General features: G+C 59.1%; 21 protein-coding genes. 16 read left to right on the top strand and 5 right to left on the bottom strand.

Going from position 1 to position 25,899, the window contains the following annotated elements; genetic code table 11:
- Window positions 1-243, bottom strand: a 243-nt coding sequence (rpsB, locus tag ACIQU2_RS23720; RefSeq protein WP_403144293.1) for a 30S ribosomal protein S2, incomplete at its 3' end; no start/stop codon positions are given.
- A 373-nt stretch (window positions 244-616) separates the two neighbouring features.
- On the opposite strand from rpsB, the gene map reads away from it, so the two are divergent.
- From map to ACIQU2_RS23675, 9 genes are all read left to right on the top strand, one after another.
- Window positions 617-1,399: a type I methionyl aminopeptidase gene (gene map, locus ACIQU2_RS23715; RefSeq protein ID WP_403144292.1), complete on the top strand. Its 783-nt coding sequence runs from the start codon at window positions 617-619 to the stop codon at window positions 1,397-1,399.
- A gap of 45 nt (window positions 1,400-1,444) precedes the next feature.
- Window positions 1,445-4,147 (top strand): [protein-PII] uridylyltransferase, encoded by a 2,703-nt coding sequence (locus tag ACIQU2_RS23710; protein ID WP_403144290.1) that lies wholly within the window; start codon window positions 1,445-1,447, stop codon window positions 4,145-4,147.
- Between the two features lie 126 nt (window positions 4,148-4,273).
- Window positions 4,274-5,473, top strand: coding sequence for a succinyldiaminopimelate transaminase (dapC, locus tag ACIQU2_RS23705; protein ID WP_403144288.1), 1,200 nt, complete (start codon window positions 4,274-4,276; stop codon window positions 5,471-5,473).
- A 159-nt stretch (window positions 5,474-5,632) separates the two neighbouring features.
- A complete protein-coding gene (locus ACIQU2_RS23700) occupies window positions 5,633-6,361 on the top strand; it encodes a M12 family metallopeptidase (protein WP_347804983.1) in 729 nt (242 codons plus the stop codon).
- A gap of 218 nt (window positions 6,362-6,579) precedes the next feature.
- Window positions 6,580-7,341 (top strand): hypothetical protein, encoded by a 762-nt coding sequence (locus tag ACIQU2_RS23695; RefSeq protein WP_347804982.1) that lies wholly within the window; start codon window positions 6,580-6,582, stop codon window positions 7,339-7,341.
- Between the two features lie 290 nt (window positions 7,342-7,631).
- Entirely contained in the window at window positions 7,632-7,994 is a 363-nt protein-coding gene (locus ACIQU2_RS23690; protein ID WP_403144287.1) for an ArsC family reductase, read from the top strand.
- Between the two features lie 32 nt (window positions 7,995-8,026).
- Window positions 8,027-9,061, top strand: a complete 1,035-nt coding sequence (gene dapD / locus ACIQU2_RS23685; RefSeq protein ID WP_403144286.1) for a 2,3,4,5-tetrahydropyridine-2,6-dicarboxylate N-succinyltransferase — start codon at window positions 8,027-8,029, stop codon at window positions 9,059-9,061.
- Window positions 9,062-9,189: 128 nt separating this feature from the next.
- Window positions 9,190-10,395, top strand: a complete 1,206-nt coding sequence (locus ACIQU2_RS23680; protein WP_403144284.1) for an aminotransferase class V-fold PLP-dependent enzyme — start codon at window positions 9,190-9,192, stop codon at window positions 10,393-10,395.
- Window positions 10,392-10,799 (top strand): SufE family protein, encoded by a 408-nt coding sequence (locus ACIQU2_RS23675; protein ID WP_403144283.1) that lies wholly within the window; start codon window positions 10,392-10,394, stop codon window positions 10,797-10,799. Before ACIQU2_RS23680 ends, ACIQU2_RS23675 begins: the two co-directional genes overlap by 4 nt.
- A 92-nt stretch (window positions 10,800-10,891) precedes the next feature.
- Here the strand turns inward: ACIQU2_RS23675 and tcdA are convergent, their stop codons facing one another.
- Complete coding sequence (gene tcdA / locus ACIQU2_RS23670; RefSeq protein ID WP_403144281.1) at window positions 10,892-11,716, bottom strand: tRNA cyclic N6-threonylcarbamoyladenosine(37) synthase TcdA; 825 nt, start codon at window positions 11,714-11,716, stop codon at window positions 10,892-10,894.
- 225 nt (window positions 11,717-11,941) lie between these two features.
- Here tcdA and ACIQU2_RS23665 point away from each other — a divergent pair, with 225 nt between their 5' ends.
- The 4 genes from ACIQU2_RS23665 to ACIQU2_RS23650 all read left to right on the top strand — a co-directional run bounded on the left by ACIQU2_RS23665 (window position 11,942) and on the right by ACIQU2_RS23650 (window position 17,054).
- The gene (locus ACIQU2_RS23665) at window positions 11,942-14,533 is read left to right on the top strand and encodes a glycosyltransferase (protein ID WP_347804811.1); all 2,592 of its coding nucleotides are present in this window, start codon (window positions 11,942-11,944) and stop codon (window positions 14,531-14,533) included.
- A 98-nt stretch (window positions 14,534-14,631) separates the two neighbouring features.
- Entirely contained in the window at window positions 14,632-15,783 is a 1,152-nt protein-coding gene (gene dapE, locus ACIQU2_RS23660; RefSeq protein WP_403144280.1) for a succinyl-diaminopimelate desuccinylase, read from the top strand.
- Window positions 15,783-16,592, top strand: coding sequence for a putative RNA methyltransferase (locus ACIQU2_RS23655; RefSeq protein ID WP_403144278.1), 810 nt, complete (start codon window positions 15,783-15,785; stop codon window positions 16,590-16,592). Before dapE ends, ACIQU2_RS23655 begins: the two co-directional genes overlap by 1 nt.
- Window positions 16,593-16,676: 84 nt before the next feature.
- Window positions 16,677-17,054: a hypothetical protein gene (locus ACIQU2_RS23650; protein ID WP_403144277.1), complete on the top strand. Its 378-nt coding sequence runs from the start codon at window positions 16,677-16,679 to the stop codon at window positions 17,052-17,054.
- 135 nt (window positions 17,055-17,189) lie between these two features.
- Here the strand turns inward: ACIQU2_RS23650 and ACIQU2_RS23645 are convergent, their stop codons facing one another.
- On the bottom strand, window positions 17,190-17,399 hold the full coding sequence (locus tag ACIQU2_RS23645) for a cold-shock protein (protein ID WP_008146705.1): 210 nt from the start codon (window positions 17,397-17,399) through the stop codon (window positions 17,190-17,192).
- 164 nt (window positions 17,400-17,563) lie between these two features.
- Here ACIQU2_RS23645 and plsB point away from each other — a divergent pair, with 164 nt between their 5' ends.
- The 3 genes from plsB to ACIQU2_RS23630 all read left to right on the top strand — a co-directional run bounded on the left by plsB (window position 17,564) and on the right by ACIQU2_RS23630 (window position 21,312).
- Window positions 17,564-20,065 carry a glycerol-3-phosphate 1-O-acyltransferase PlsB gene (plsB, locus tag ACIQU2_RS23640; RefSeq protein ID WP_403144274.1) on the top strand — a complete coding sequence of 834 codons (2,502 nt, stop codon included), beginning with the start codon at window positions 17,564-17,566 and terminating at the stop codon, window positions 20,063-20,065.
- Between the two features lie 131 nt (window positions 20,066-20,196).
- Window positions 20,197-20,595: a YbaY family lipoprotein gene (locus ACIQU2_RS23635; protein WP_403144272.1), complete on the top strand. Its 399-nt coding sequence runs from the start codon at window positions 20,197-20,199 to the stop codon at window positions 20,593-20,595.
- A 27-nt stretch (window positions 20,596-20,622) separates the two neighbouring features.
- On the top strand, window positions 20,623-21,312 hold the full coding sequence (locus ACIQU2_RS23630) for a DUF4197 domain-containing protein (protein ID WP_403144270.1): 690 nt from the start codon (window positions 20,623-20,625) through the stop codon (window positions 21,310-21,312).
- Between the two features lie 43 nt (window positions 21,313-21,355).
- On the opposite strand, the gene ACIQU2_RS23625 is transcribed toward ACIQU2_RS23630, so the two are convergent.
- The gene (locus tag ACIQU2_RS23625; RefSeq protein ID WP_403144269.1) at window positions 21,356-22,708 is read right to left on the bottom strand and encodes a Fic family protein; all 1,353 of its coding nucleotides are present in this window, start codon (window positions 22,706-22,708) and stop codon (window positions 21,356-21,358) included.
- A 116-nt stretch (window positions 22,709-22,824) separates the two neighbouring features.
- Window positions 22,825-25,896, bottom strand: coding sequence for an efflux RND transporter permease subunit (locus ACIQU2_RS23620; RefSeq protein WP_403144267.1), 3,072 nt, complete (start codon window positions 25,894-25,896; stop codon window positions 22,825-22,827).
- Between the last annotated feature and the right edge of the window lie 3 nt (window positions 25,897-25,899).

Raw genomic sequence — 25,899 nt, 5'->3', positions numbered from 1 at the left:
ATCAACGATCTTGCCAGCGGAACGCTTGGTGCCGACGAACAGAATCTTGTTTTTGCCCTGTGCCAGACGCTCTACGAAAGTCAGAGCTTCGTTGAACATTGGCAGGGTTTTTTCAAGGTTGATGATGTGGATCTTGTTACGCGCGCCGAAAATGTATTTACCCATTTTCGGGTTCCAGTAACGGGTCTGGTGACCGAAGTGCACACCGGCCTTCAGCATATCGCGCATGTTGACTTGGGACATGATAGTTCCTTAATAAGTCGGGTTTGGCCTCCACGTATCCCAATGACCAACCAGCAGCATCAGCTGAAGGCACCCAGGTCATCGTGTCGACACGTGTGTGGATTTAGGCTTTTCAGGGGATCCCCGGAAAGCGGCGCATTTTATATCACAAGGCTGAAAAAAACGGAACCAGGATTGTTAAATCCTGGCGCGTGCTTTGGTTCCGCCCCTTGGAATCCTCCAAGAATGCGCCATTCTATAAGGAGAAGCGATGCACAGAGGCTCAGATTTGCGCTGCTCGTCTGTTAGAATCGCGTTTTTCAGGGCCGCGAAGATCGACCGCGCAACGCCCATTCCGTTTTAGAAGGCGCCATCGAGCGCAGAGAGAGCCTGTATGACCGTCACCCTCAAAACCCCAGAGGACATCGCAAAAATGCGCATCGCCGGCAAACTGGCCGCCGATGTGCTGGAAATGATTGCCGAACATGTCAAGCCGGGCATTACCACTGAAGAACTGGACCGCATCTGCCACGACTACATCGTCAACGAGCAGAAAGCCATCCCTGCCCCGCTCAACTACAAGGGTTTCCCGAAGTCGATCTGCACCTCGATCAATCACGTGGTCTGCCACGGCATTCCGAACGAGAAGCCATTGAAGGATGGCGATACGCTGAACATCGACGTCACCGTCATCAAGGACGGCTACCACGGCGACACCAGTCGCATGTTCCACGTCGGCACTGTGCCGGTCTGGGCCGAGCGCCTGTCGCAAATCACCCAGGAATGCATGTACAAGGCCATCGAAATCGTCAAACCCGGCTGCCACTTGGGCGACATCGGTGAAGTCATCCAGAAGCACGCTGAAAAGAACGGTTTTTCCGTGGTTCGCGAATTCTGTGGTCACGGCATCGGCAAGGTGTTCCACGAAGAGCCGCAGATCTTGCACTACGGCCGCGCTGGCACCGGCATGGAACTGAAAGCCGGCATGACCTTCACCATCGAGCCGATGATCAACCAGGGCAAAGCCGACACCAAGGTACTGGGCGACGGCTGGACCGCGATCACCAAGGACCGCAAGCTGTCGGCACAGTGGGAACACACCCTGCTGGTAACCGAAACCGGTTACGAGATCTTCACCCTGCGCGCCGACGACACCATCGCGCGCGTTTCGGCCTGATCCGGGCGCGCAGCTCCTCAGCCTTATAGACAGGAAAGCCAATCGATGCCGCAGGTGGATCCCGAACTCTTCGACCGTGGCCAGTTCCAGGCTGAACTGGCCCTGAAGGCAAGCCCGATCGCGGCCTTCAAGAAGGCGATTCGCCAGGCCCGCGAGGTGCTCGACGAGCGCTTTCGCAGCGGCCGCGACATTCGCCGGTTGATTGAGGATCGCGCCTGGTTCGTCGATAACATCCTGCAAAAGGCCTGGGAGCAGTTCAGCTTGAGTTCCGAAGCCGACATCGCGCTGGTGGCGGTCGGCGGCTACGGTCGCGGTGAGCTGCACCCTTATTCCGACATCGATTTGCTGATCCTGCTGGACAGCGCCGATCACGAAGTTTTCCGAGATTCCATCGAGCGTTTTCTGACGCTGTTGTGGGACATCGGCCTTGAAGTGGGCCAGAGCGTTCGCTCGGTGGACGAATGCGTCCAGGAGGCCCGCGCCGACCTGACGGTCGTCACCAACCTGATGGAAAGCCGTACCATCTGCGGCCCCGAGCGCTTGCGCCAGCGCATGCTGGACGTCACCAGCACCGCGCACATGTGGCCGAGCAAGGACTTCTTCCTGGCCAAACGCGCCGAGCAGAAGGCCCGTCACCACAAATACAACGACACCGAATACAACCTGGAACCCAACGTCAAAGGCTCTCCCGGCGGCCTACGGGATATTCAGACGATTCTGTGGGTGGCCCGTCGCGAGTACGGCACCCTGAACCTGCGGGCCCTGGCCGGCGAAGGTTTCCTGGTCGAGAGCGAAAACGCGCTGCTGGCCTCCTCCCAGGAATTCCTGTGGAAGGTTCGTTACGCCCTGCACATGCTCGCCGGCCGTTCCGAAGACCGCTTGCTGTTTGATCACCAGCGCACTATCGCCGGGCTGCTGGGCTTCAAAGGCGATGACGCCAAGCAAGCCATCGAAAACTTCATGCAGCAGTATTACCGGGTGGTCATGAGCATTGCCCAGCTCAGCGACCTGATCATCCAGCACTTCGAGGAAGTCATTCTCGCGCCGGAAGACGAAGCGCCGCCGCAGCCGATCAACTCGCGATTCCAGCTGCACGACGGTTACATCGAGGCGCGCAACGACAACGTGTTCCGCCGAACCCCGTTCGCCATGCTGGAAATCTTCGTACTGATGGCCCAGCAGCCGGAAATCAAAGGCGTGCGCGCCGACACCATTCGTCTGCTGCGAGAAAATCGCCACCTGATCGACGACGATTTCCGCAACGACATCCGCAATACCAGCCTGTTTATCGAACTGTTCAAGTGCAAGATCGGCATCCACCGCAACCTGCGACGGATGAACCGTTACGGCATCCTCGGGCGCTACTTGCCGGAGTTCGGCTTCATCGTCGGGCAGATGCAGCACGACCTGTTTCACATCTATACGGTCGATGCTCACACCCTGAACCTGATCAAACATCTGCGTAAGTTGCAGTACACCCAGGTGTCGGAAAAATTCCCGCTGGCCAGCAAGCTCATGGGCAAACTGCCCAAACCCGAGCTGATCTACCTGGCCGGTCTGTACCACGACATCGGCAAGGGCCGGCACGGCGATCACTCGGAAATTGGCGCGGTGGATGCCGAAGCCTTTTGCCAGCGCCACCAGTTGCCAGTGTGGGATAGCCGCCTGATCGTCTGGCTGGTGCAGAACCATCTGGTGATGTCGACCACCGCCCAGCGCAAGGACTTGTCCGACCCGCAAGTCATCCACGATTTCGCGCAAATCGTCGGCGACGAAACCCATCTCGATTATCTGTACGTGCTGACCGTCGCCGACATCAACGCCACCAACCCGACGCTGTGGAATTCCTGGCGCGCCAGCCTGCTGCGCCAGCTCTACACCGAGACCAAGCGTGCCTTGCGCCGCGGCCTGGAAAACCCGGTCGATCGCGAAGAACAGATCCGCCAGACCCAGAGCGCAGCACTGGACATTCTGGTGCGCGGCGGCACCGATCCGGACGACGTCGAGCAGCTGTGGGCGCAATTGGGCGATGACTACTTCCTGCGCCACACCGCCGGCGACGTGGCCTGGCACAGCGACGCGATCCTCCAGCAGCCGGCCGACGGCGGGCCGTTGGTGCTGATCAAGGAAACCACCCAGCGCGAGTTCGAAGGCGGCACGCAGATCTTTATCTATGCGCCGGATCAACACGACTTCTTCGCCGTGACCGTGGCCGCGATGGACCAGCTCAACCTGAACATTCACGACGCCCGGGTCATCACCTCCAGCAGCCAGTTCACCCTCGACACCTACATCGTGCTCGACACCGACGGCGACTCGATTGGCGATAACCCGGCGCGGGTCAAACAAATCCGCGACGGTCTGACCGAAGCCCTGCGCAACCCGGACGACTACCCGACCATCATTCAGCGTCGGGTACCGCGCCAGCTCAAGCATTTCGCGTTTGCACCACAGGTGACGATCCACAACGACGCCCAGCGTCCGGTGACCGTGCTGGAACTCAGCGCTCCGGATCGCCCTGGCTTGCTGGCGCGAATCGGCACGATTTTCCTCGAATTCGATCTGTCGCTGCAGAACGCCAAGATCGCCACCTTGGGCGAGCGCGTGGAAGACGTGTTCTTCATCACCGACGCGAACAACCAGCCGTTGTCCGACCCATTGCTGTGCAGCCGCTTGCAGGATGCAATCGTCGAACAGCTGAGTGTCAGCCAAGAACCCGATATCAAACTGTCACGACTGAGTATCTGAATTAACCAACTTTCCCTGTGGGAGCGAGCCTGCTCGCGAAGAGGCCGCCAGCTTCAACATCAACGTTGACTGACGCATCGCTTTCGCGAGCAGGCTCGCTCCCACATTCAAAGAGACCCCGTACCGATGAACAACGCTCTGAACCAGTTGCAGCCCTACCCGTTCGAGAAGCTCCGCGCCCTGCTCGGCAGCGTCACGCCAAACCCGGACAAGCGCGCCATCGCGCTGTCCATCGGCGAGCCGAAACACCGTTCGCCAAGCTTTGTCGCCGAAGCCCTGGCAAGCAATCTGGATCAGATGGCCGTTTACCCGACCACCCTCGGCATCCCGGCCCTTCGTGAAGCCATCGCCGCGTGGTGCGAACGTCGTTTCAGCGTTCCAAACGGCTGGCTCGACCCGGCGCGCAATGTGCTGCCGGTCAACGGCACTCGTGAAGCGCTGTTCGCCTTCACCCAGACCGTGGTCAACCGTGGCGACGATGCACTGGTGATAAGCCCGAACCCGTTCTACCAGATCTACGAAGGCGCGGCGTTCCTGGCCGGTGCCAAGCCGCATTACCTGCCATGCCTGGATGAAAACGGCTTCAACCCGGATTTCGACGCCGTCTCACCGGACATCTGGAAACGCTGCCAGATCCTGTTCCTGTGCTCGCCGGGCAACCCGACCGGCGCACTGATCCCGGTCGAAACCCTGAAGAAGCTGATTGCCCTGGCGGACGAATACGACTTCGTGATCGCCGCCGATGAGTGCTACAGCGAACTGTATTTCGACGAACAAACCCCGCCGGCCGGCCTGCTCAGCGCCTGCGTGGAACTGGGCCGCAAGGACTTCAAGCGCTGCGTGGTGTTCCACAGCCTGTCCAAGCGCTCCAACCTGCCGGGCCTGCGCTCGGGTTTCGTCGCGGGCGATGCAGAAATCCTCAAGGGTTTCCTGCTATATCGCACCTACCACGGTTGCGCGATGCCGGTTCAGACCCAACTCGCCAGCGTCGCTGCCTGGAATGACGAAGTGCATGTGCGGGCCAACCGCGCGCTTTATCGCGAGAAATACGATGCGGTGCTGGAAATCCTCAGCCCAGTCATGGATGTACAACGCCCGGACGGCGGTTTCTACCTGTGGCCGAACGTTGACGGTGATGATGAAGCGTTTTGCCGTGATCTGTTCGTTGAAGAACATGTGACGGTCGTTCCTGGGTCTTATCTGTCTCGCGAAGTGAACGGTTCAAACCCCGGCGCAGGCCGAGTGCGTATGGCACTTGTGGCTCCGCTGGCCGAATGCATTGAAGCCGCAGAACGCATTCGCGCGTTTATTACCCGCAACAAGTAGTCTCCCGCCCGCACTGTGCAACGCAGTGCGGGCACACTTTATAACCGGTAACACTTCAGCCGAAATTAAAGTTCACCGAACTGCAGAGTCCCCCCTTACTCTCATGCAGCGCATTAGCTTGCGCATTCACACAACCTCACTTCAAGGAAGAAGTAGCCAATGAACAATATCGAAGACTGCAACCTCATCCAATGGCCCGACGATCAACAATCCTACGACGTTGCTGTTAACGAGAACCCTGAAAACGCAGGTTCCGCAACTGGCACTCGGCGCAAGCGCTCGCTGATCAATTATTCGAAACTCTGGGCAAACGGACGCACGCTCAAAATCGCTTTTATCGATGGCCCCAACGATGAGCACAAACAGAAAATCATCGACGCCGCCAGCCAATGGCTGCCGTATATCAATCTCAAGTTTGAGTTCGTCGATGATTTGCAGGGCGAGATTCGGATCGCTACCAAGAACAACGATAACAGCTCGATGCTGGGCACCGACGCGCTGTTGATTCATCCCGACTGGCCAACCATGAACCTGGGCGTCAAGCCCGAACATGAAGACTTCGAGGTGATTGTGATTCATGAATTCGGTCATGCACTGGGGGCGATGCATGAACACCAACATCCAGAGGCGAACATTCCCTGGGACAAACCGAAGGTGTATGAGTTCTACCAGAACCGCGAGATGAATCCGCTGTCCCGGGAAGATGTGGACAGAAACCTGTTCGCCCCCTTCAATACCCTGGATGCGATTTACACCTCTTATGATAAAAAATCGATCATGCACCACCCCGTACCCAACACGTTGACAGTGGGCAACTGGGAAGTCCCGATCAATCGCAGGCTCAGCAAAAAAGACAAACGACTGATGAAACTGCTTTATCCAAAATAAACAATAACCACCCAAATACAAAAAAGTTCGCAGGGTGCAACGCCCTGGGAACTCTCAACATCAAGCAATACAACTAATAACTGCCGCACTTCTCCCAACCCACAAAGCTCATTAATCTACCCGAGCAACTACGCAACCCGACGCGCTCGATATTCCAGGTTTACCGCCCCAAACAAACACTCATTAATTCCAGCCGATACAAGTACGGATACTTAATCATGAACCCTGCAACAACTTGCCTCACCAGAAAACCGGAAGATGATCAGGCTTCCTATGAAGCTGCCATCGCCGAGAATCCTGCAAACCGCCCGACTTCCAGCTCCGGTCGCCAGAAACGGGCAGTCGCCAGACATACGAAATTCTGGGCTCCCGGCCGCACGTTGCGTATCGCGTTTTTAAATGGCAGCCAAGCTTTCAAGGACGGCGTCAAGGCTGCTGCAAGTAACTGGTTGCCCCATATCAATCTGAAGTTCGACTTCGTCGAAGGCGAAGTAGGTGATATCCGAATTCGCACCGGTACAGGACTCTACTGGTCCAGCATCGGTACCGACGCGCTACTTGATGAAGAAGGTCCAACCATGGAGATTTCGGACTGGATGCTTATACCTAAGCTCTTCGCCCACTATGTGATGCACGAGTTCGGTCATGCATTGGGAGCCGAGCATGAACACCTGCACCCTGAGGCAAACATTCCCTGGAACAAGCCAGCGGTTTACAGTGATCATTGGGTACCTGAAGACGCTGGTGAGGATGACTTCAGGCGAAAAGAGGTTGACGAGCGCTATTTCAATCTTCTCGACACCAGCGAAGTCAACTACTCGCCTTATGACCCAAAGTCGATCATGCACTATGAAATCCACCAGGCCTGGACGCACGGTGACTTCCAGATTTACCTGAACTTTGACCTCAGCGAAAAGGACAAGGCGTTCATGGCCGAGGCCTATCCCTATCCTGAACACACAACCGAGAGTCGCGATTAATTCGCTACAGGCTATTTGACCAGGCCCAGGTTGGTCTCACTCAAACCCTGCGCCCTCAACGCAAGCGGCCGCATTGGCCGTTTGCATAAAGCGTGGTTTTCAAGACAATCGACAGCATTGAAGTGCCATATTAGCCGCTTACACTGCGAGCGGGCCGTGGCGCTAATGTCGCATGCGACAGCTGATCGCCACGACAAACGGACAAACCCGACCACGGCCGACGCGAAACCGTCCGGTCATGGCATAATCCGTCACCATTAATTTCCAGCACCTGCAAAGGGGGCAATTCCTTGACCGTTTCAAGCAAAACGTTGCACCTTTTCGGCATCAAAGCCTGCGACACCATGAAAAAGGCGCGCACCTGGCTCGATGAACACGCTGTCAGCTATAACTTCCATGATTACAAAGCGGCCGGAATCGACCGTGAACACCTGAGCCAATGGTGCGACGAGCACGGCTGGCAAGTGGTGTTGAACCGTGCAGGCACGACCTTCCGCAAGCTCGACGACGAACGCAAAGCCGATCTCGACCAGCCGAAAGCCATCGAACTGATGCTCGCACAACCCTCGATGATCAAGCGCCCGGTGCTTGATCTCGGTGACCGAACCCTGATTGGCTTCAAGCCAGATATCTACGCGGCAGCGCTCAAGTAAGGCAGCCCGTTCCATTTTTTAGAGGTATCAATATGTCCACTACCCTGTTCAGCCTGGCCTTTGGTGTCGGCACTCAAAACCGTCAAGGCGCATGGCTGGAAGTGTTTTACGCGCAGCCACTGCTCAACCCGTCGGCCGAACTGGTCGCTGCCATTGCGCCTGTTCTGGGCTACACCGAGGGCAATCAGGCCATCGCGTTCAGCACCGCCCAGGCGTCGCAACTGGCTGAAGCCCTGAAAAGCGTCGACGCTGCCCAGGCTGCCTTGCTGACCCGTCTGGCCGAGAGCCACAAGCCGCTGGTCGCGACCCTTCTGGCCGAAGACGCTCAGTTGACCTCCACCCCAGAGGCTTACCTCAAGCTGCACCTGCTGTCCCATCGCCTGGTCAAGCCGCACGGCCTGAACCTGGCCGGTGTGTTCCCGCTGCTGCCGAATGTGGCATGGACCAGCCAGGGCGCAATCGACCTGGCCGAACTGGCCGAACATCAACTGGAAGCCCGTCTGCGTGGCGAGCTGCTGGAAGTGTTCTCGGTGGACAAATTCCCGAAAATGACTGACTACGTGGTTCCGGCCGGCGTGCGTATCGCTGACGCGGCACGCATTCGTCTGGGCGCCTATGTCGGCGAAGGCACCACCGTGATGCACGAAGGTTTCGTCAACTTCAACGCCGGTACCGAAGGCCCGGGCATGATCGAAGGCCGCGTTTCCGCTGGCGTATTCGTCGGCAAGGGTTCGGACCTGGGCGGCGGTTGCTCGACCATGGGCACCCTGTCGGGCGGCGGTAACATCGTGATCAAGGTTGGCGAAGGCTGCCTGATCGGCGCGAACGCCGGAATCGGCATTCCATTGGGCGATCGCAACACCGTTGAATCGGGCCTGTACGTGACCGCTGGTACCAAAGTGGCGCTGCTGGACGAAAACAACAAACTGGTCAAAGTCGTGAAGGCGCGTGAACTGGCCGGTCAACCTGACCTGCTGTTCCGCCGTAATTCGGAAACCGGTGCCGTGGAATGCAAAACCCACAAATCGGCGATCGAACTGAACGAAGCGCTGCACGCTCACAACTAAGTGCCGCAGGCACCTGTGGGAGCGAGCCTGCTCGCGATGCTTTTGGCGGTTTTACGGACGCCATCGCGAGCAGGCTCGCTCCCACAAGGTCCGGTGTACACCCGCCCAAGTTCACAGGGCCCGACAGCATGATGATTCCCTCTCCCTGGCGCGCCGATTTTCCGGCCATCGCCGCATTGCAACGGCAAGACCAGACGTATCTGGACAACGCCGCCACCACGCAAAAACCTCAAGCCCTGCTGGATGCCCTGGCGCATTACTACGCCAACGGCGCGGCCAACGTGCATCGGGCGCAACACCTGCCCGGCGCCCACGCCACCCAGGCGTTCGAGGCCAGCCGCAGCAAAGTCGCCCACTGGCTCAATGCCGGCGATTGCGGGCAGATCATCTTTACCCACGGCGCAACGTCTGCGCTGAACCTCCTGGCTTACGGCCTGGAACATCTTTTCAATCCGGGCGATGAAGTTGTCATCAGCGCCCTGGAGCATCACGCCAACCTGTTGCCGTGGCAGCAATTGGCCCACCGTCGCGACCTGAAGCTGGTGATCCTGCCACTGGACGCCGACGGTTTGATTGACCTTGATGCTGCCACGCAGCTCATCGGTCCTCGAACCCGCTTGCTGGCGGTCAGTCAGCTGTCCAACGTACTCGGTGCCTGGCAACCGCTGCCCGCCCTCTTGGCGATGGCCAAGGCGCATAACGCGCTGACCGTGGTCGATGGCGCTCAAGGCGTGGTTCATGGCCGGCACGACGTGCAGGCGCTGGGTTGCGACTTCTATGTGTTTTCCAGCCACAAGCTCTATGGCCCCGATGGTCTGGGCGTGCTGTTCGGTCGCAATGAAGCGCTTGAGCAACTGCGCCACTGGCAATTCGGCGGCGAAATGGTGCTGGATGCGGATTACCACAGCGCACGGTTCCGCCCGGCGCCACTGGGTTTCGAGGCGGGTACGCCGCCGATTGCCGGTGTGATTGGTCTGGGGGCGACGCTGGATTATCTGGCCGGGCTTGACCAGGATGCGGTTTGCGCCCACGAAGCGGCGCTGCATGACTATTTGCTCAAAGGCCTTGAAGCGCGCAACGGCATTCGGTTGTTGGGCAAGCCGCAACTGGCGCTGGCCAGTTTTGTCGTCGAGGGTGTGCATAACGCTGATTTGGCGCATTTGCTGACCGAACAGGGGATCGCGGTGCGCGCCGGTCATCACTGCGCCATGCCGTTGCTGAAAAGCTTTGAATTGGCCGGGGCGATTCGGGTGTCGTTGGCGCTGTACAACGATTCCGATGACTTGGAGCGGTTCTTTGAAGCGCTGGATCAGGCGCTGGAGGTGTTGCGATGAGCTTGCCTGCCGATGCCGTCACCGCGCTGGAGACCTTTCAGAAGGCCGCAGGCTGGGAACAACGGGCGCGGCTGTTGATGCAATGGGGCGACCGTCTGCCTGGGTTGAGCGATGTGGATAAGGTCGACGCCAACCGCGTTCATGGCTGTGAAAGCCAGGTGTGGCTGGTGGGCAAGTTGCAGGATGGTCACTGGCAGTTTGCCGCGAGCAGCGATGCGCGGTTGATTCGCGGGTTGGTGGCGTTGCTGCTGGCGCGGGTTAACGGATTGTCGGCGGTTGAGTTGCAGCAGGTGGATTTGCCCGAGTGGTTTAACCAGCTTGGACTGGGCCGTCAGTTATCTCCGTCGCGCAGTAATGGCCTTAATGCCGTGTTACAGCGAATGCAGAGCCTGAGCGACGTGTAGGAGCTGCCGAAGGCTGCGATCTTTTGATCTTCGGCGCCAGTGGTCACGCTAAAGATCAAAGGATCGCAGCCTTCGGCAGCTCCTACAAGGGTTTACGTTTCAGCTTGAGATTTAATGCGATCCGCGGGGCGCCGTACCCCGGCCACAATCTTATCCACAGCCTTGGTCGCCGCGACCATGCCAAACGTCGCCGTCACCATCATCACCGCGCCAAACCCTCCGGCGCAGTCGAGCTTCACACCATCACCGACAAAACTCTTCTGCAAGCAAATGCTGCCATCCGGTTTCGGGTAGCGCAGTTGTTCGGTGGAAAACACGCACGGCACGCTGTAATGGCGGGTCACGGTGCGTGAGAAGTTGTAATCCCGGCGCAAGGTCGAGCGCACTTTCGAAGCCAACGGATCGTTGAAGGTCCGGTTCAGGTCGCATACCTGAATCAGCGTCGGATCAATCTGCCCGCCCGCACCGCCGGTGGTGATGATCTGAATCTTGCGGCGCTTGCACCAGGCGATCAGCGCCGCCTTGGCATTCACGCTGTCGATGCAATCAATGACGCAGTCGATGTTCGGCGTGATGTACTCGGCCATGGTCTCGCGGGTGACGAAGTCCGCCACCGCGTGCACGGTGCAGTCCGGGTTGATACCGCGAAGGCGCTCGGCCATCACGTCAACCTTGGGTTTGCCGACGGTGCTGTCCAGCGCGTGCAACTGACGGTTGGCGTTGCTGACGCAGACGTCATCCAGGTCGAACAGCGAAATCTCGCCCACGCCACAACGGGCGACGGCTTCCGCCGCCCAGGAACCGACGCCACCGACGCCGACGATCGCCACGTGGGCCGCGCGCAAACGCTCCAGGCCGTCGATGCCATACAAACGGGCGATGCCTGCAAACCGCGGATCTTCTGTACTCATAACCATTACCCCAAAAACCGGCGCGCATTATAAGGGCTACACAGCGACAAGTTTTAAGTTACACGCGACAAAGTGAAAGAACTTTAATGAAACCGGATTGCCCAACGTCAAGCTTTTCCTTGCCTGCTGTACGGTAAGTGAAAGCACGGTGTAGGATGCGCGCCCCCGGCCTCTTGGCAACCAGCCGCCGACCGTTCCTTCGTTCTGCAGCCCCTGGAACCTGAAATAGCTATGTCATCGCGTAAATTTGGACTCAACCTGGTCGTGGTGCTCGCCATCGCAGCCTTGTTTACCGGCTTCTGGGCGCTGATCAATCGCCCGGTCACCGCCCCCAACTGGCCTGAACAGATCTCCGGCTTTTCGTACTCGCCGTTCCAGCAAGGGCAGTACCCGCAAAAAGAGCAATATCCGACCGACGATGAAATGCGTCGCGATCTGGAGATCATGAGCAAGCTGACGGACAACATCCGTACTTACTCGGTCGATGGCAGCCTGGGGGATATTCCCAAGCTCGCCGAAGAATTCGGTTTGCGCGTGACGCTGGGTATCTGGATCAGCCCGGATCTTGCGCGCAACGAGCGTGAAATCCTGCGCGCCATTGACCTGGCCAATACCTCCCGCAGCGTGGTTCGCGTGGTGGTGGGCAACGAGGCGATCTTCCGTAAGGAAATTACCGCCGCCGAACTGAGCGTGATCCTTGATCGCGTCCGCGCGGCAGTGAAAGTACCGGTGACGACCTCCGAGCAATGGCACGTCTGGGAAGAAAACCCGAGCCTGGCCAAGCACGTCGACCTGATCGCCGCCCACGTCCTGCCGTACTGGGAACATGTTCCGATGGAGCAGTCCGGGCAGTTCGTGCTCGACCGGGCCCGTGACCTGAAAAAGATGTTCCCGAAAAAACCGCTGCTGCTGTCGGAAGTCGGCTGGCCGAGCAACGGCCGTATGCGCGGTGGCGCCGACGCGTCGCCGGCAGACCAGGCGATTTATCTGCGGACCTTGGTCAACAAGCTCAATCGCCAGGGCTTCAACTACTTTGTGATCGAAGCCTTTGACCAACCGTGGAAGGCCAGTGACGAAGGTTCCGTGGGCGCTTACTGGGGCGTTTTCAACGCCGCGCGTCAGCAGAAATTCAACTTCGAAGGCCCGGTCGTCGCCATTCCGCAATGGCGCGTGCTCGCTGTCGGTTCGGTGGTGTTGGCCCTGCTCTCCCTGACCTTGCTGATGATCGACGGTTCGGCCCTGCGTCAACGCGGCCGCACCTTCCTGACCTTCATCGCGTTCCTTTGCGGTTCGGTGCTGGTGTGGATCGGTTACGACTACAGCCTGCAATACAGCACCTGGTTCAGCCTGACGGTGGGCTTCCTCCTTGCCCTCGGCGCGCTCGGGGTGTTTATCGTGCTGCTGACCGAGGCCCACGAACTGGCCGAAGCGGTCTGGACCCACAAACGCCGGCGTGAATTCCTGCCGGTGGTGGGCGATTCGGACTACCGACCGAAAGTCTCGATTCACGTGCCTTGCTACAACGAGCCGCCGGAGATGGTCAAACAGACCCTCAACGCCCTGGCCAACCTCGACTATCCGGACTTCGAAGTCCTGATCATCGACAACAACACCAAGGACCCGGCGGTCTGGGAGCCGGTGCGCGATTATTGCGAAACCCTCGGCCCGCGCTTCAAGTTCTTCCACGTCGCGCCATTGGCCGGCTTCAAGGGTGGCGCGCTGAATTACCTGATTCCGCACACCGCCAAGGATGCCGAAGTGATTGCGGTGATCGACTCGGACTACTGCGTCGACCCGAACTGGCTCAAGCACATGGTGCCGCACTTCGCCGATCCGAAAATCGCCGTGGTGCAGTCACCGCAGGATTACCGCGACCAGAACGAAAGCACCTTCAAGAAGCTCTGCTACGCGGAATACAAAGGTTTCTTCCACATCGGCATGGTCACCCGTAACGACCGTGACGCGATTATCCAGCACGGCACCATGACCATGACCCGGCGCTCGGTGCTCGAGGAACTGGGCTGGGCTGACTGGTGCATCTGTGAAGATGCCGAGTTGGGTCTGCGCGTGTTCGAGAAAGGCCTGTCAGCGGCGTATTACCACACCAGCTACGGCAAAGGCCTGATGCCCGATACCTTTATCGACTTCAAGAAACAGCGTTTCCGCTGGGCTTACGGTGCGATTCAGATCATCAAGCGTCACACCGCCAGTCTGTTGCGCGGCAAGGACACCGAGCTGACCCGTGGCCAGCGTTATCACTTCCTCGCGGGCTGGTTGCCGTGGGTGGCGGACGGTATGAACATCTTCTTCACCGTGGGCGCCTTGTTGTGGTCGGCGGCGATGATCATCGTGCCGCAGCGAGTCGACCCGCCGTTGTTGATTTTCGCGATCCCGCCGCTGGCGCTGTTCGTGTTCAAGGTGGGCAAGATCATCTTCCTCTACCGTCGTGCGGTCGGGGTCAACCTCAAGGACGCATTCTGCGCGGCACTGGCAGGGTTGGCGTTGTCGCACACCATCGCCAAAGCGGTGTTGTACGGCTTCTTCACCAGCAGCATTCCGTTTTTCCGTACACCGAAGAACGCCGATAACCACGGCTTCTGGGTGGCGATTTCGGAGGCTCGTGAAGAAGTGTTCATCATGCTGCTGTTGTGGGGCGCGGCGCTGGGGATATATCTGGTGAACGGCATGCCGAGCAACGACATGCGTTTCTGGGTGACCATGTTGCTGGTGCAATCGTTGCCATACCTGGCGGCGCTGATCATGGCGTTCTTGTCTTCGCTGCCGAAACCTTCGGTCGAGGCCGAACCGGCACCGGCGGTCTAAATCGTTCCAGATGCACTAAACGGCGGCCAATGGCCGCCGTTTTGCTTTAAGATAACTGCCATTTTGCGCGCCTTGCCCCCCAGCTTTCGGAGTTCCCCATGACGGCCCACGCCGACCTTTCGCCGACCCTTCAACTCGCCATCGACCTGATCCGCCGTCCGTCCGTGACGCCGGTCGACGCCGATTGCCAGAAGCAGATGATGCAGCGCCTGGGCGATGCCGGTTTTGCGCTGGAGCCAATGCGCATCGAAGATGTGGATAACTTCTGGGCCACCCACGGTAAACACGACGGCCCGGTGCTGTGCTTTGCCGGTCACACCGACGTGGTCCCGACCGGCCCGGTGACCGCTTGGCAGATCGACCCGTTCAACGCGCTGATCGACGAACACGGCATGCTCTGCGGCCGTGGCGCAGCAGACATGAAAGGCAGCCTCGCTTCCATGACCGTGGCGGCCGAGCGTTTCGTCACCGACTACCCGGATCACAAGGGCAAGGTCGCTTTCCTGATCACCAGCGACGAAGAAGGCCCAGCGCACCACGGCACCAAAGCTGTGATCGAACGCCTTGCCGCCCGTAAGGAGCGTCTGGACTGGTGCATCGTCGGCGAACCGTCGAGCACCACCCTGGTGGGTGACGTGGTCAAGAACGGCCGTCGCGGCTCCCTCGGCGCCAAGCTGACCGTGCGCGGCGTGCAAGGTCACGTGGCCTATCCGCACCTGGCGAAAAACCCGATTCACCTTGCTGCCCCAGCACTGGCCGAACTGGCCGCCGAGCACTGGGACCACGGCAACGATTTCTTCCCGCCGACCAGCTTCCAGATCTCCAACGTGAACTCCGGCACTGGCGCGACCAACGTGATCCCGGGTGATCTGGTGGCGGTGTTCAACTTCCGCTTCTCTACCGAATCGACCGTGGAAGGCCTGCAAAAGCGCGTCGCTGACATCCTCGACAAGCATGGCCTGGACTGGCACATCGACTGGGCGCTGTCCGGCCTGCCGTTCCTCACCGAACCGGGCGCCCTGCTGGATGCTGTCGCGTCGAGCATCAAGGACATCACCGGTCGTGAAACCAAAGCGTCCACCAGCGGCGGCACCTCCGACGGACGCTTCATCGCGACCATGGGCACACAAGTGGTTGAACTTGGCCCGGTCAACGCGACGATCCACCAGGTCAACGAGCGTGTGCTGGCTGCCGATCTCGATGTGCTGACTGAAATCTATTACCAGACCCTGATCAAGTTGCTCGCCTGATGCTCGCCTGCCCGATCTGCAGCGAACCGCTGAACGCGGTGGACAACGGCGTGGCCTGCCCCGCCGGGCATCGTTTCGACCGTGCGCGTCAGGGTTACCTGAACCTGTTGCCGGTGCAGCACAAGAACAGCCGCGACCCTGGGGATAACCTGGCGATGGTCGAAGCCCGTCGCGACTTCTTGAACGCCGGCCATTACGCGCCGGTGGCCAAGCGTCTGGCCGAACTGGCGGCGCAATACGCGCCCCAGCGCTGGCTGGACATCGGTTGTGGCGAGGGTTACTACACCGCGCAAATCGCCGAGGCCTTGCCGAACGCCGACGGTTACGCGTTGGACATCTCCCGGGAAGCCGTCAAAAGCGCCTGCAAACGCAACCCACAGCTGACCTGGTTGATCGCCAGCATGGCGCGGGTACCGTTGGCCTCTGGCAGCTGCCAGTTTCTCGCCAGCGTCTTCAGCCCGCTGGATTGGGAGGAAGCCAAGCGCCTGCTCAGCCCCGGTGGTGGCTTGATGAAAGTCGGGCCGACCAGCGGCCATCTGATGGAATTGCGCGAACGTTTGTACGACGAAGTCCGTGAGTACACCGACGACAAGCATCTGGCCCTGGTGCCGGAAGGCATGGCGCTGCAGCACAGTGAAACCCTGGAGTTCAAACTGACGCTGGAAAGTGGTCAGGACCGGGCGAACCTGTTGGCCATGACGCCCCACGGCTGGCGCGCCAGTGCTGAACGTCGGGCGGCGGTCATCGAACAGATCGAGCCGTTCGAGGTCACCGTGTCGATGCGCTACGATTATTTTGTTCTTCAATAAACTCTTAAATTTTGGTCTTGAGCAAACAGCTTGAGGCCGGCTAAATCCGCGAATGGATTTTTCAGACCCGCAGTGAGGACATCCATGCGCCAACCCGATATCGAGATTTACCTGAAAGACGCCGACGTCGACTACAAAGCCGTCGCGGCCTGGCTCGGCACTGCTTTGGGCCCATGCACCGACTGGGTCCAGAAAGGCCAGACCTACAAGTGCAAGGCCGGCAACGTGTCGGTCACCTGGCTGCCGAAAGCCGTGGGCAAATGGAACAGCCTGTTCCTGGACAGCGACCAGACCCCGTGGGAAGACGACATCGCCTGCGCCCGCGCAGCCTTTGCCGCGCTGAACGTCGAAGTGCGTTGCGCGCCGGGTAGCTGGGTCGAGGAAGAAGGTGAAGAGACAGCGGATCGCTGGATGCGCATCAGCGCGGATGGTGAAGAAGAAATCACCTGGAAAACCACCTAAAAGCTGTACACAAAACCTGTGGGAGCGAGCTTGCTCGCGATGAGGCCCTTTCAGTCAACATCAATGTTGAATGTCAGTCCGATATCGCGATCAAGCTCGCTCCCACAGTGGTTTTAGGTGATCCGGGGATCGGGTTTACAACCCCACCACATCCTCAGCCTGCAAGCCTTTCTCGCCAGTCACCACGCCGTATTCCACCTGCTGACCTTCAGCCAGGGAGCGATGCCCTTCGCCGCGAATCGCGCGGTAGTGCACGAACACGTCCACCCCGTCCTCGCGCTGAATGAAGCCGTAGCCCTTGGCGTCGTTGAACCACTTCACATTGCCGGTCTCGCGCGTAGCCATGTCAGTACCCCCTTGTTTTTATTTTGAACGGCCGAGTATATGACAGCCGGCAAAACTCTCAACTCAAGTTTACTTAGGCGCTTTTTTGCCGATTTTCGGCGAATACGGCACACTATCGACCGCCCAAGCAAACGCTCGGTTTTATCCATTCACGTAGAAGCCGTATGACCCGTTCCCCGTTCCGCCGTCTTGTGTTTGGCACCCTGCGCCGACTGCTCTACCTCTGGGTTCGCTCGGAGACGATCAATCAGTCGTCGTTCACCCTCAACCTCGACCGCAGCCGTCCGGTGTTCTACGTCCTGCAAAACCCTTCGCGGACCGACCTGGCCGTGGTCGATACCGAGTGCAGCAAGGCGGGTTTGCCCCGCCCGGTGTTGCCGGTCTCGGTAGGTACGCTGGAGGAACCTGCGGCGTTCTTTTACCTCACGCCGGAGCCTGATTGGTTGGGCCGTCAGGACAAGCGTGGTGCACCGCCGACCTTGACTCGCCTGGTCAGCGCCCTGAGCCAGAATGCTGCCGAAGACGCGCAGATCATTCCGGTCAGCGTGTTCTGGGGCCAATCGCCGGACAGCGAATCGAGCCCGTGGAAACTGCTCTTCGCCGACAGCTGGGCAGTCACCGGGCGCCTGCGTCGGTTGTTGAGCATCATCGTGCTGGGGCGCAAAACCCGGGTGCAGTTCTCGGCGCCGATCCATTTGCGCGAACTGATCGACCACAACAAAGGCCACGAGCGCACCGTGCGCATGGCCCAACGAATTCTGCGGGTGCACTTCCGCAACCTGAAAGCGGCGGTGATCGGCCCGGACATTTCCCACCGTCGCAATCTGGTCAAAGGCCTGCTCAATCAGCCGCTGGTCAAGCAAGCGATCCTCGACGAAGCCGAGCGTGAAAACATCTCTCCGGAGAAAGCCAAGGCCCAGGCCCTGCGCTATGGCAACGAGATCGCCTCCGACTACACCTACACCGCGATCCGCTTTCTGGAAGTGGTGTTGAGCTGGTTCTGGAACAAGATCTACGACGGGATCAAGGTCAACCACATCGAAGGCGTGCAGAAGGTCGCTCAGGGTCACGAAGTGATCTACGTGCCGTGCCATCGCAGCCACATCGACTATCTGCTGCTGTCCTACTTGCTGTTTCGCAACGGCCTGACCCCGCCGCACATCGCCGCCGGGATCAACCTCAACATGCCGGTGATCGGCAGCCTGCTGCGCCGTGGCGGTGCGTTCTTCATGCGCCGCACCTTCAAGGGCAACCCGCTCTACACCTCGGTGTTCAACGAATACCTGCACACTCTGTTCACCAAAGGTTTCCCGGTCGAATACTTCGTCGAGGGCGGCCGCTCGCGCACCGGGCGCATGCTGCAACCGAAAACCGGGATGCTCGCGATCACCCTGCGCAGCTTCCTGCGTTCGTCGCGGATGCCCATCGTGTTCATCCCGGTCTACATCGGCTACGAGCGCGTGCTGGAAGGCCGAACCTACCTCGGCGAACTGCGTGGCGCGAGCAAGAAGAAAGAATCGATCTTCGACATCTTCAAAGTCATCGGCGCGCTCAAGCAGCGTTTCGGTCAGGTGGCGGTGAACTTCGGCGAACCGATCAAACTGGCGGAATTCCTCGACAGCGAACAGCCAGACTGGCGTAAACAGGAACTCGGTCCGCAATTCAAACCGGCCTGGCTCAACGAAACCACCAACCGTTTGGGCGAGAAAGTCGCGCAGCATCTCAACGAAGCCGCGGCGATCAACCCGGTCAACCTGGTGGCTCTGGCACTGCTGTCCACCAGCCGTCTGGCCCTGGACGACCGCGCTATGGCGCGGGTGCTTGATCTGTATCTGGCGCTGTTGCGCAAGGTCCCGTATTCGCCGCACACCACCCTGCCGCAAGGTGACGGCCGGGCGCTGATCGAGCATGTGAAGGACATGGATCTGCTGTCCGAGCAGAGCGATGCCCTGGGCAAGATTCTGTATCTGGACGAGCAGAACGCCGTCCTGATGACCTACTACCGCAATAACGTTTTGCACATCTTCGCCTTGCCTGCGTTGCTGGCGAGCTTCTTCCAGAGCGCCTCGCGCATGAGCCGCGAACAGATCCTGCGCTACACCCGCGCGCTGTACCCGTACCTGCAATCGGAGCTGTTCATTCGCTGGTCGCTGGAGGAACTGGATGCGGTGATCGACCAATGGCTCGAAGCCTTCGTCGAGCAAGGTCTGCTGCGTTTTGAGAAGGACGTTTACCTGCGTCCGGCGCCGAGCTCGCGGCATTTCGTACTGCTGACGCTGCTGTCGAAAAGCATCGCCCAGACCCTGCAACGTTTCTACATGACCGTTTCCCTGCTGCTCAACAGCGGTCAGAACAGCATCAGCGCCGAAGAGCTGGAAGACCTGTGCACGGTCATGGCCCAGCGCCTGTCGATTCTGCATGGCCTCAACGCCCCGGAGTTCTTCGACAAGAGCCTGTTCCGCCACTTCATCCAGACCATGCTCGACCTCGACGTGCTCAAGCGCGATGAGGCCGGCAAGCTGAGCTATCACGAACTGCTCGGCGAACTGGCCGAAGGTGCGGCCAAGCGGGTGTTGCCGGCGGAGATTCGCTTGTCGATCCGTCAGGTCGCGTTGCATCGCAGTGAAGATGCGGCGGATCAGGTCGCCACAAAGCCCGAGGCTTAATGCAATACCTGTGGGAGCGGCGGTGCGACGTTTCGACTTGCTCGCGAAAGCGGTTTAACTTTCAACACCTCTGTTGTCTGACACACCGCCTTCGCGAGCACGCCCGCTCCCATATTTACTGGAGATCTCCGATGAAAAAACTCTCTTTATTGGCCATGACCACCCTGCTGGGCGCCTGTCAGTCGATGCAACCCGCCGCTAAAAACTCCCTCGATGGCGAAGTCTTCTACCTGCAACGAATTGCCCTGCCGCCCAGCGCTACCTTAAGCGTCAGCTTGCAGGACGTTTCCCTGGCCGACGCGCCCGCCGTGGTCCTTGGCGAACAGAAAGGTCCGGTCAAAGGCCAGGTGCCGCTGCCCTTTCATCTGAGTTACGATCCAACGCAGGTCAAACCGGGCCATCGTTACTCGGTCAGCGCACGGATCGAAGTGAATGGCGAACTGATGTTCATCACCACCGAACATCACGCCGTGCAGCTGGATGGCAGCGATCCGCAGCCACTGAAAATCCGCGTCGACGCCGCCCGCTAATTCTCTATTTTGAACAAGGAAGCTGCCATGCTCCGCCCTACCCTTCGCTTCGCCGGCCTGTGCGCAGGCTTGATGATCTCCGCCAGCGCCCTGGCGCTGTCACTCAGCGACCTGTCGCAAAAGGACGCCACCGGCGGCCTCAAAGATGCCCTGACTCAAGGCGCGCAACTGGCCGTGAAACAACTCGGCACGCCGGGCGGCTTCAGCAACAACCCGGACGTGAAAATCGAACTGCCGGGCAAACTGGGCAAAGTCGCCAGCAAGATGAAACAGTTCGGCATGGGCGACCAGGTCGATCAGCTGGAGACCAGCATGAACAAAGCGGCTGAAACCGCCGTGACCCAGGCCCAGCCGATCCTGGTGGACGCGGTGAAGAAGATGAGCGTGGAGGATGCCAAGGGCATTCTCAGCGGTGGCAAGGACTCGGCCACTCAGTACCTGAGCAAAACCAGCCGCGAACAGATCCGCGTCAAGTTCCTGCCAATCGTCAAGCAAGCCACCGACCAGGTGGGCCTGGCCAAGCAGTACAACTCGTTCGCCGGACAAGCCGCGACGCTGGGCGTGGTGGACGCGAAGAACGCCAACATCGAAAGCTACGTGACCGAGCAGGCGTTGAACGGTCTGTTCGAGATGATTGGTAAACAGGAAGAAACCATTCGCCAGAATCCTGCGGCGGCAGCGACCAGTTTGGCGAAGAAGGTGTTTGGCACCCTCTAATACTCTCTCCCGGTGACCGTTCCCGCGCTCTGCGTGGGAACGGTCAGAACGGGGTTGTGTTTTGAGCCCGCAGAAAGAACACCCACTCGCGCCCCATCTTCCTTTTCTCAAACACCTCCAATTCGACCAGCCCATTCAATGTGGCCGACGCAGTGTTGTACGAACAGTCCAGATTCTCCTTCACATTGACCGCCGTAAACTCCTTGGCCATCCCGCTCTTGGCTACCTGGAATACGGCTCGCTGCTTCTCGGTCAAACGGTCAAAAAAGCCGGACTCCAACAACCAGCGATCAAAGCTTTCGGCATACGCCAGACTTTTCCGATATGCCTCGGTGAAACCGCTGACAGCCCGCAGGATGACCGAACACTGGAAATCGATGAAATAAGTCAGATCGAGGTCATCGGCCTCAGTGTTCAGATAAGACCGCCCGTATTTCACCGGCGCACTGCGCAGCAAGATGCTGATCGCAATGTAGCGAAAGGCAGAGAAGTCATTCTTGAACATGAACCAGTAAAATAGCGCGCGCGCCACCCGACCGTTGCCATCGCGAAAAGGATGCTCATAACCCAACGCAAAATGCAGCCCGATGCCTTTGATCAGTGGATGAACGTAATCCACTTGATCGGGATCGTTGTGGGGCTGGTTGATCCACGTCGACAGCACCCGCAATCGTGACACCAGCCCTGCTGCGGGCGGCGGTGTATGCACGGTGTTGCCCTCGCCGTCCTGCACCACCACATCATCGTTGCCCCTGAACTCCCCCGGCGAATATTGCGTGTCATCAATGCCCTCGACACCCACCCGGTGCATGGCTGAAATCAGTTCGACACTCAGGGCGTCATAACGCTTTTCCCAGGCGAAATTCATCATCTTGTAGTTGCCGATCACCATTCGCTCATCCGGCGTGCGCGGCAGGCGGTTACGCTTGAGCATGTCCTTGGCCACCCGCGTCGTGGTCGCCGCGCCTTCGAGCTGGCTGCTGCTGATGGCTTCGTCTTCGATCAAGTCATTCAACAGATAACTGAAATGCGCGTGTTCACCGATCTGACTGGTCATGTACTCCAGCGCGGCCGTTGTGGCTTGTCGATCGACGGCGGAAATAGCTTTCTGCGCCAGCGGCGTGAGCACGAAACTGCCCCATTGAAGCGGCTCGCCCAGAGGCAAAAGACTTGAGTACTGCGCAGTCCGGGCTTTCTTCACCAGCGCCCAGCACAGATTCGAATCCAGCCCTTGCGCCCAGCGGTAGCGCAACTCATCGAAAGGCAGATAACGCCCCTGATCGTCCAGCGGCTTGAGCAAGGCAAGGTAGTCCGAGAGGCGTTCCTTGTGGGGCGACGTCCCCAACAGATCGAATACCGGGTCGGTCCTTCCCCTCAAAATGGGCGGCTTTTTCATTATTGCTGTCTCAAAAACTCGTAGAACTGAGTTTTGAGTACAGCACTCAGACCTCTCTGACTCAATATCAGAAGGTTCTGAAACAACTGTAGGAGCAAAGCTTGCTCCTACAGAGGTTAGGCTGGGTCCTTTTTGATCCGGAACCACGCCGCATACAGCGCCGGCAAAAACAGCAACGTCAGCGCCGTTGCCACAATCAACCCGCCCATGATCGCCACCGCCATCGGCCCGAAAAACACGCTGCGCGACAGCGGAATCATCGCCAGCACCGCCGCGAGTGCAGTCAACACAATCGGCCGGAAGCGCCGCACCGTGGCTTCAATAATCGCCTGCCAAGGCTTGAGCCCGGAAGCAATGTCCTGCTCGATCTGGTCCACCAGAATCACCGAGTTACGCATGATCATCCCGGACAGCGCGATGGTGCCGAGCATGGCGACGAAACCGAACGGCTGACGGAACACTATCAGGAACAAGGTCACACCGATCAAACCCAAAGGCGCCGTCAGAAACACCATTACCGTGCGTGAGAAACTGCGCAGTTGCAGCATCAGTAACGTCAGCACCACCACGATGAAAAGCGGTACACCGGCCTTCACCGAATTCTGCCCGCGAGCCGAGTCCTCCACCGTGCCACCGACCTCCAGCAAATACCCGTCCGGCAATTCGGCGCGAATCGGATCGAGGGTCGGCATGATCTGCTTCACCAGCGTCGCCGGTTGTTCCTTGCCGTAGATGTCGGCGCGGACCGTCACGTTCGGCAAGCGGTTGCGGTGCCAGGTGATGCCTTCTTCGAAGCCGTATTCCAGCGTCGCGATTTGCGACAGCGCCACGCTGCGACCGTTGTCAGTCGGCACCGCCAGGCTTGGCAGCAATGACAGTTCGGTGCGCTCGTGCAATGTGCCGCGCAACAGAATCTCGATCAACTCGTTGTCTTCACGGTACTGGCTGACACTGGAACCGGTCAGAGAGCTTTGCAGGAACTTCGACAGGTTCGCGGTGCTCACGCCAAGCGCCCGGGCGCGGTCCTGATCGACGTTCAGATAAACGACTTTGCTCGGTTCTTCCCAATCCAGATGGACGTTGACCACGTGCGGGTTCTCGCGAACCTTGGCCGCGACTTTACGGGCCAGCGCGCGGACTTCCTCGATGTGCTCACCGGTGACCCGGAACTGCATCGGATAGCCAACCGGTGGCCCGTTCTCCAGACGTGTCACCCGCGCGCGCAGGGCCGGGAATTGTTCCTTGAGGGCTTCGATCAGCCAAGTGCGCAGGACTTCGCGCTCCTCGATGGTTTTGGCCAGGACGACAAACTGCGCGAAGCTTGCTGCAGGAAGTTGTTGATCCAGCGGCAGGTAAAAACGTGGCGAACCGGTGCCAACGTAAGCGACATAGTTGTCGATACCGGCGTGATCCTTGAGCAGTGCTTCGAGGCGTTTGACCTCATCGCGGGTGTTGCTCAACGAGGCGCCTTCCGCCAGTTTCAGATCGACCATCAACTCCAGACGACCCGATGCCGGGAAGAACTGTTGCGGAACAAAGCGAAACAGGATGACAGAACCGATAAACATCACGGCCGTCAGGACAATGACCGTCTTGCGCCGCCGTACGCACCACTCCACCAGGCGTCTGACCCGCTGATAGAACGGCGTGCCGTAAGGGTCGGGCTGGCCGTCGCCGACGCCATGTTTGGCTGCATGAATCTTCGCCAGATCCGGCAGGAGTTTTTCCCCCAGATAAGGCACAAACACAACAGCGGCAACCCACGAGGCCAGCAACGCGATGGTCACCACCTGGAAGATCGAACGGGTGTATTCGCCGGTACCCGATTGCGCAGTGGCAATCGGCAGGAAGCCGGCCGCGGTGATCAGCGTACCGGTGAGCATCGGGAATGCGGTGCTGGTCCAGGCGTAACTGGCCGCCTTGATCCGGTCGAAGCCCTGCTCCATTTTGATCGCCATCATTTCCACGGCGATGATCGCGTCGTCCACCAACAAACCCAGCGCCAGTACCAACGCCCCGAGGGAAATCTTGTGCAGGCCGATTCCCAGGTAATACATGCAGGCGAATGTCATCGCCAATACCAATGGAATCGCCAGCGCTACCACCATGCCGGTGCGCACGCCGAGGGAGAAGAAGCTCACCAGCAGGACGATTGCCAGCGCTTCCACCAGCACCTGAACAAATTCACCGACACTGCTTTTCACGGCGGCGGGCTGGTCGGAGACCTTGCGCATCTGCATACCGGCAGGAAGATTTTTCTGGATCCGGTCGAACTCGATTTCCAACGCCTTGCCCAGCACCAGAATGTCGCCACCATCCTTCATGGCCACGGCCAGACCGATGGCGTTTTCCGCCATGAAGCGCATGCTCGGCGCTGGCGGATCGTTGAAACCCCGACGCACATCCGCCACATCGGCGATGCGGAACGTACGATCACCGACGCGGATCGGGAAGCTCTTGATCTCTTCGACCGTCTGAAAATTCCCCGAGACGCGTAGCTGCAATCGCTCGCTGGAGGTCTCGAAGAACCCGGCGGTAGACACCGCGTTCTGCTCTTCAAGGGCCTGCTGCACCGCCGACAAAGGTAGACCCAGGGTGGCGAGTTTGACGTTGGAGAGTTCGATCCAGATCTTCTCGTCCTGTAACCCGAGCAGATCGACCTTGCCCACATCCTTGACCCGTTGCAGCTGAATCTGCACGCGGTCGGCGTAGTCCTTGAGCACCGCGTAATCAAAACCTTCGCCGGTCAGCGCGTAGATATTGCCAAACGTTGTGCCGAACTCATCATTGAAGAATGGCCCCTGGATGCCCGGTGGCAGGGTATGACGAATGTCGCTGATTTTTTTGCGAACCTGGTACCAGAGGTCCGGGATTTCCACCGAGTGCATGGAATCACGGGCAACGAACGTCACTTGGGACTCGCCCGGACGGGAGAACGAAACGATGCGTTCGTACTCGCCGGTTTCCATCAGTTTCTTTTCAATACGCTCGGTGACCTGGCGCGACACTTCCTGCGCCGTGGCCCCCGGCCAGTTGGTACGAATTACCATGGCCTTGAAGGTGAACGGCGGGTCTTCACTTTGGCCGAGTTTGGTGTAGGACAGTGCGCCGACAATGGCCAGCAAGAGCATCAGGAACAGTACGATCTGGCGATTACGCAGTGCCCATGCGGAAAGATTGAAACCCATCGG

It is taken from the genome of Pseudomonas sp. NPDC098740, assembly GCF_044760065.1.
In the GTDB taxonomy this organism is placed as follows: domain Bacteria; phylum Pseudomonadota; class Gammaproteobacteria; order Pseudomonadales; family Pseudomonadaceae; genus Aquipseudomonas; species Aquipseudomonas rossensis.
This window is presented reverse-complemented; position numbering and strand designations above follow the sequence as displayed.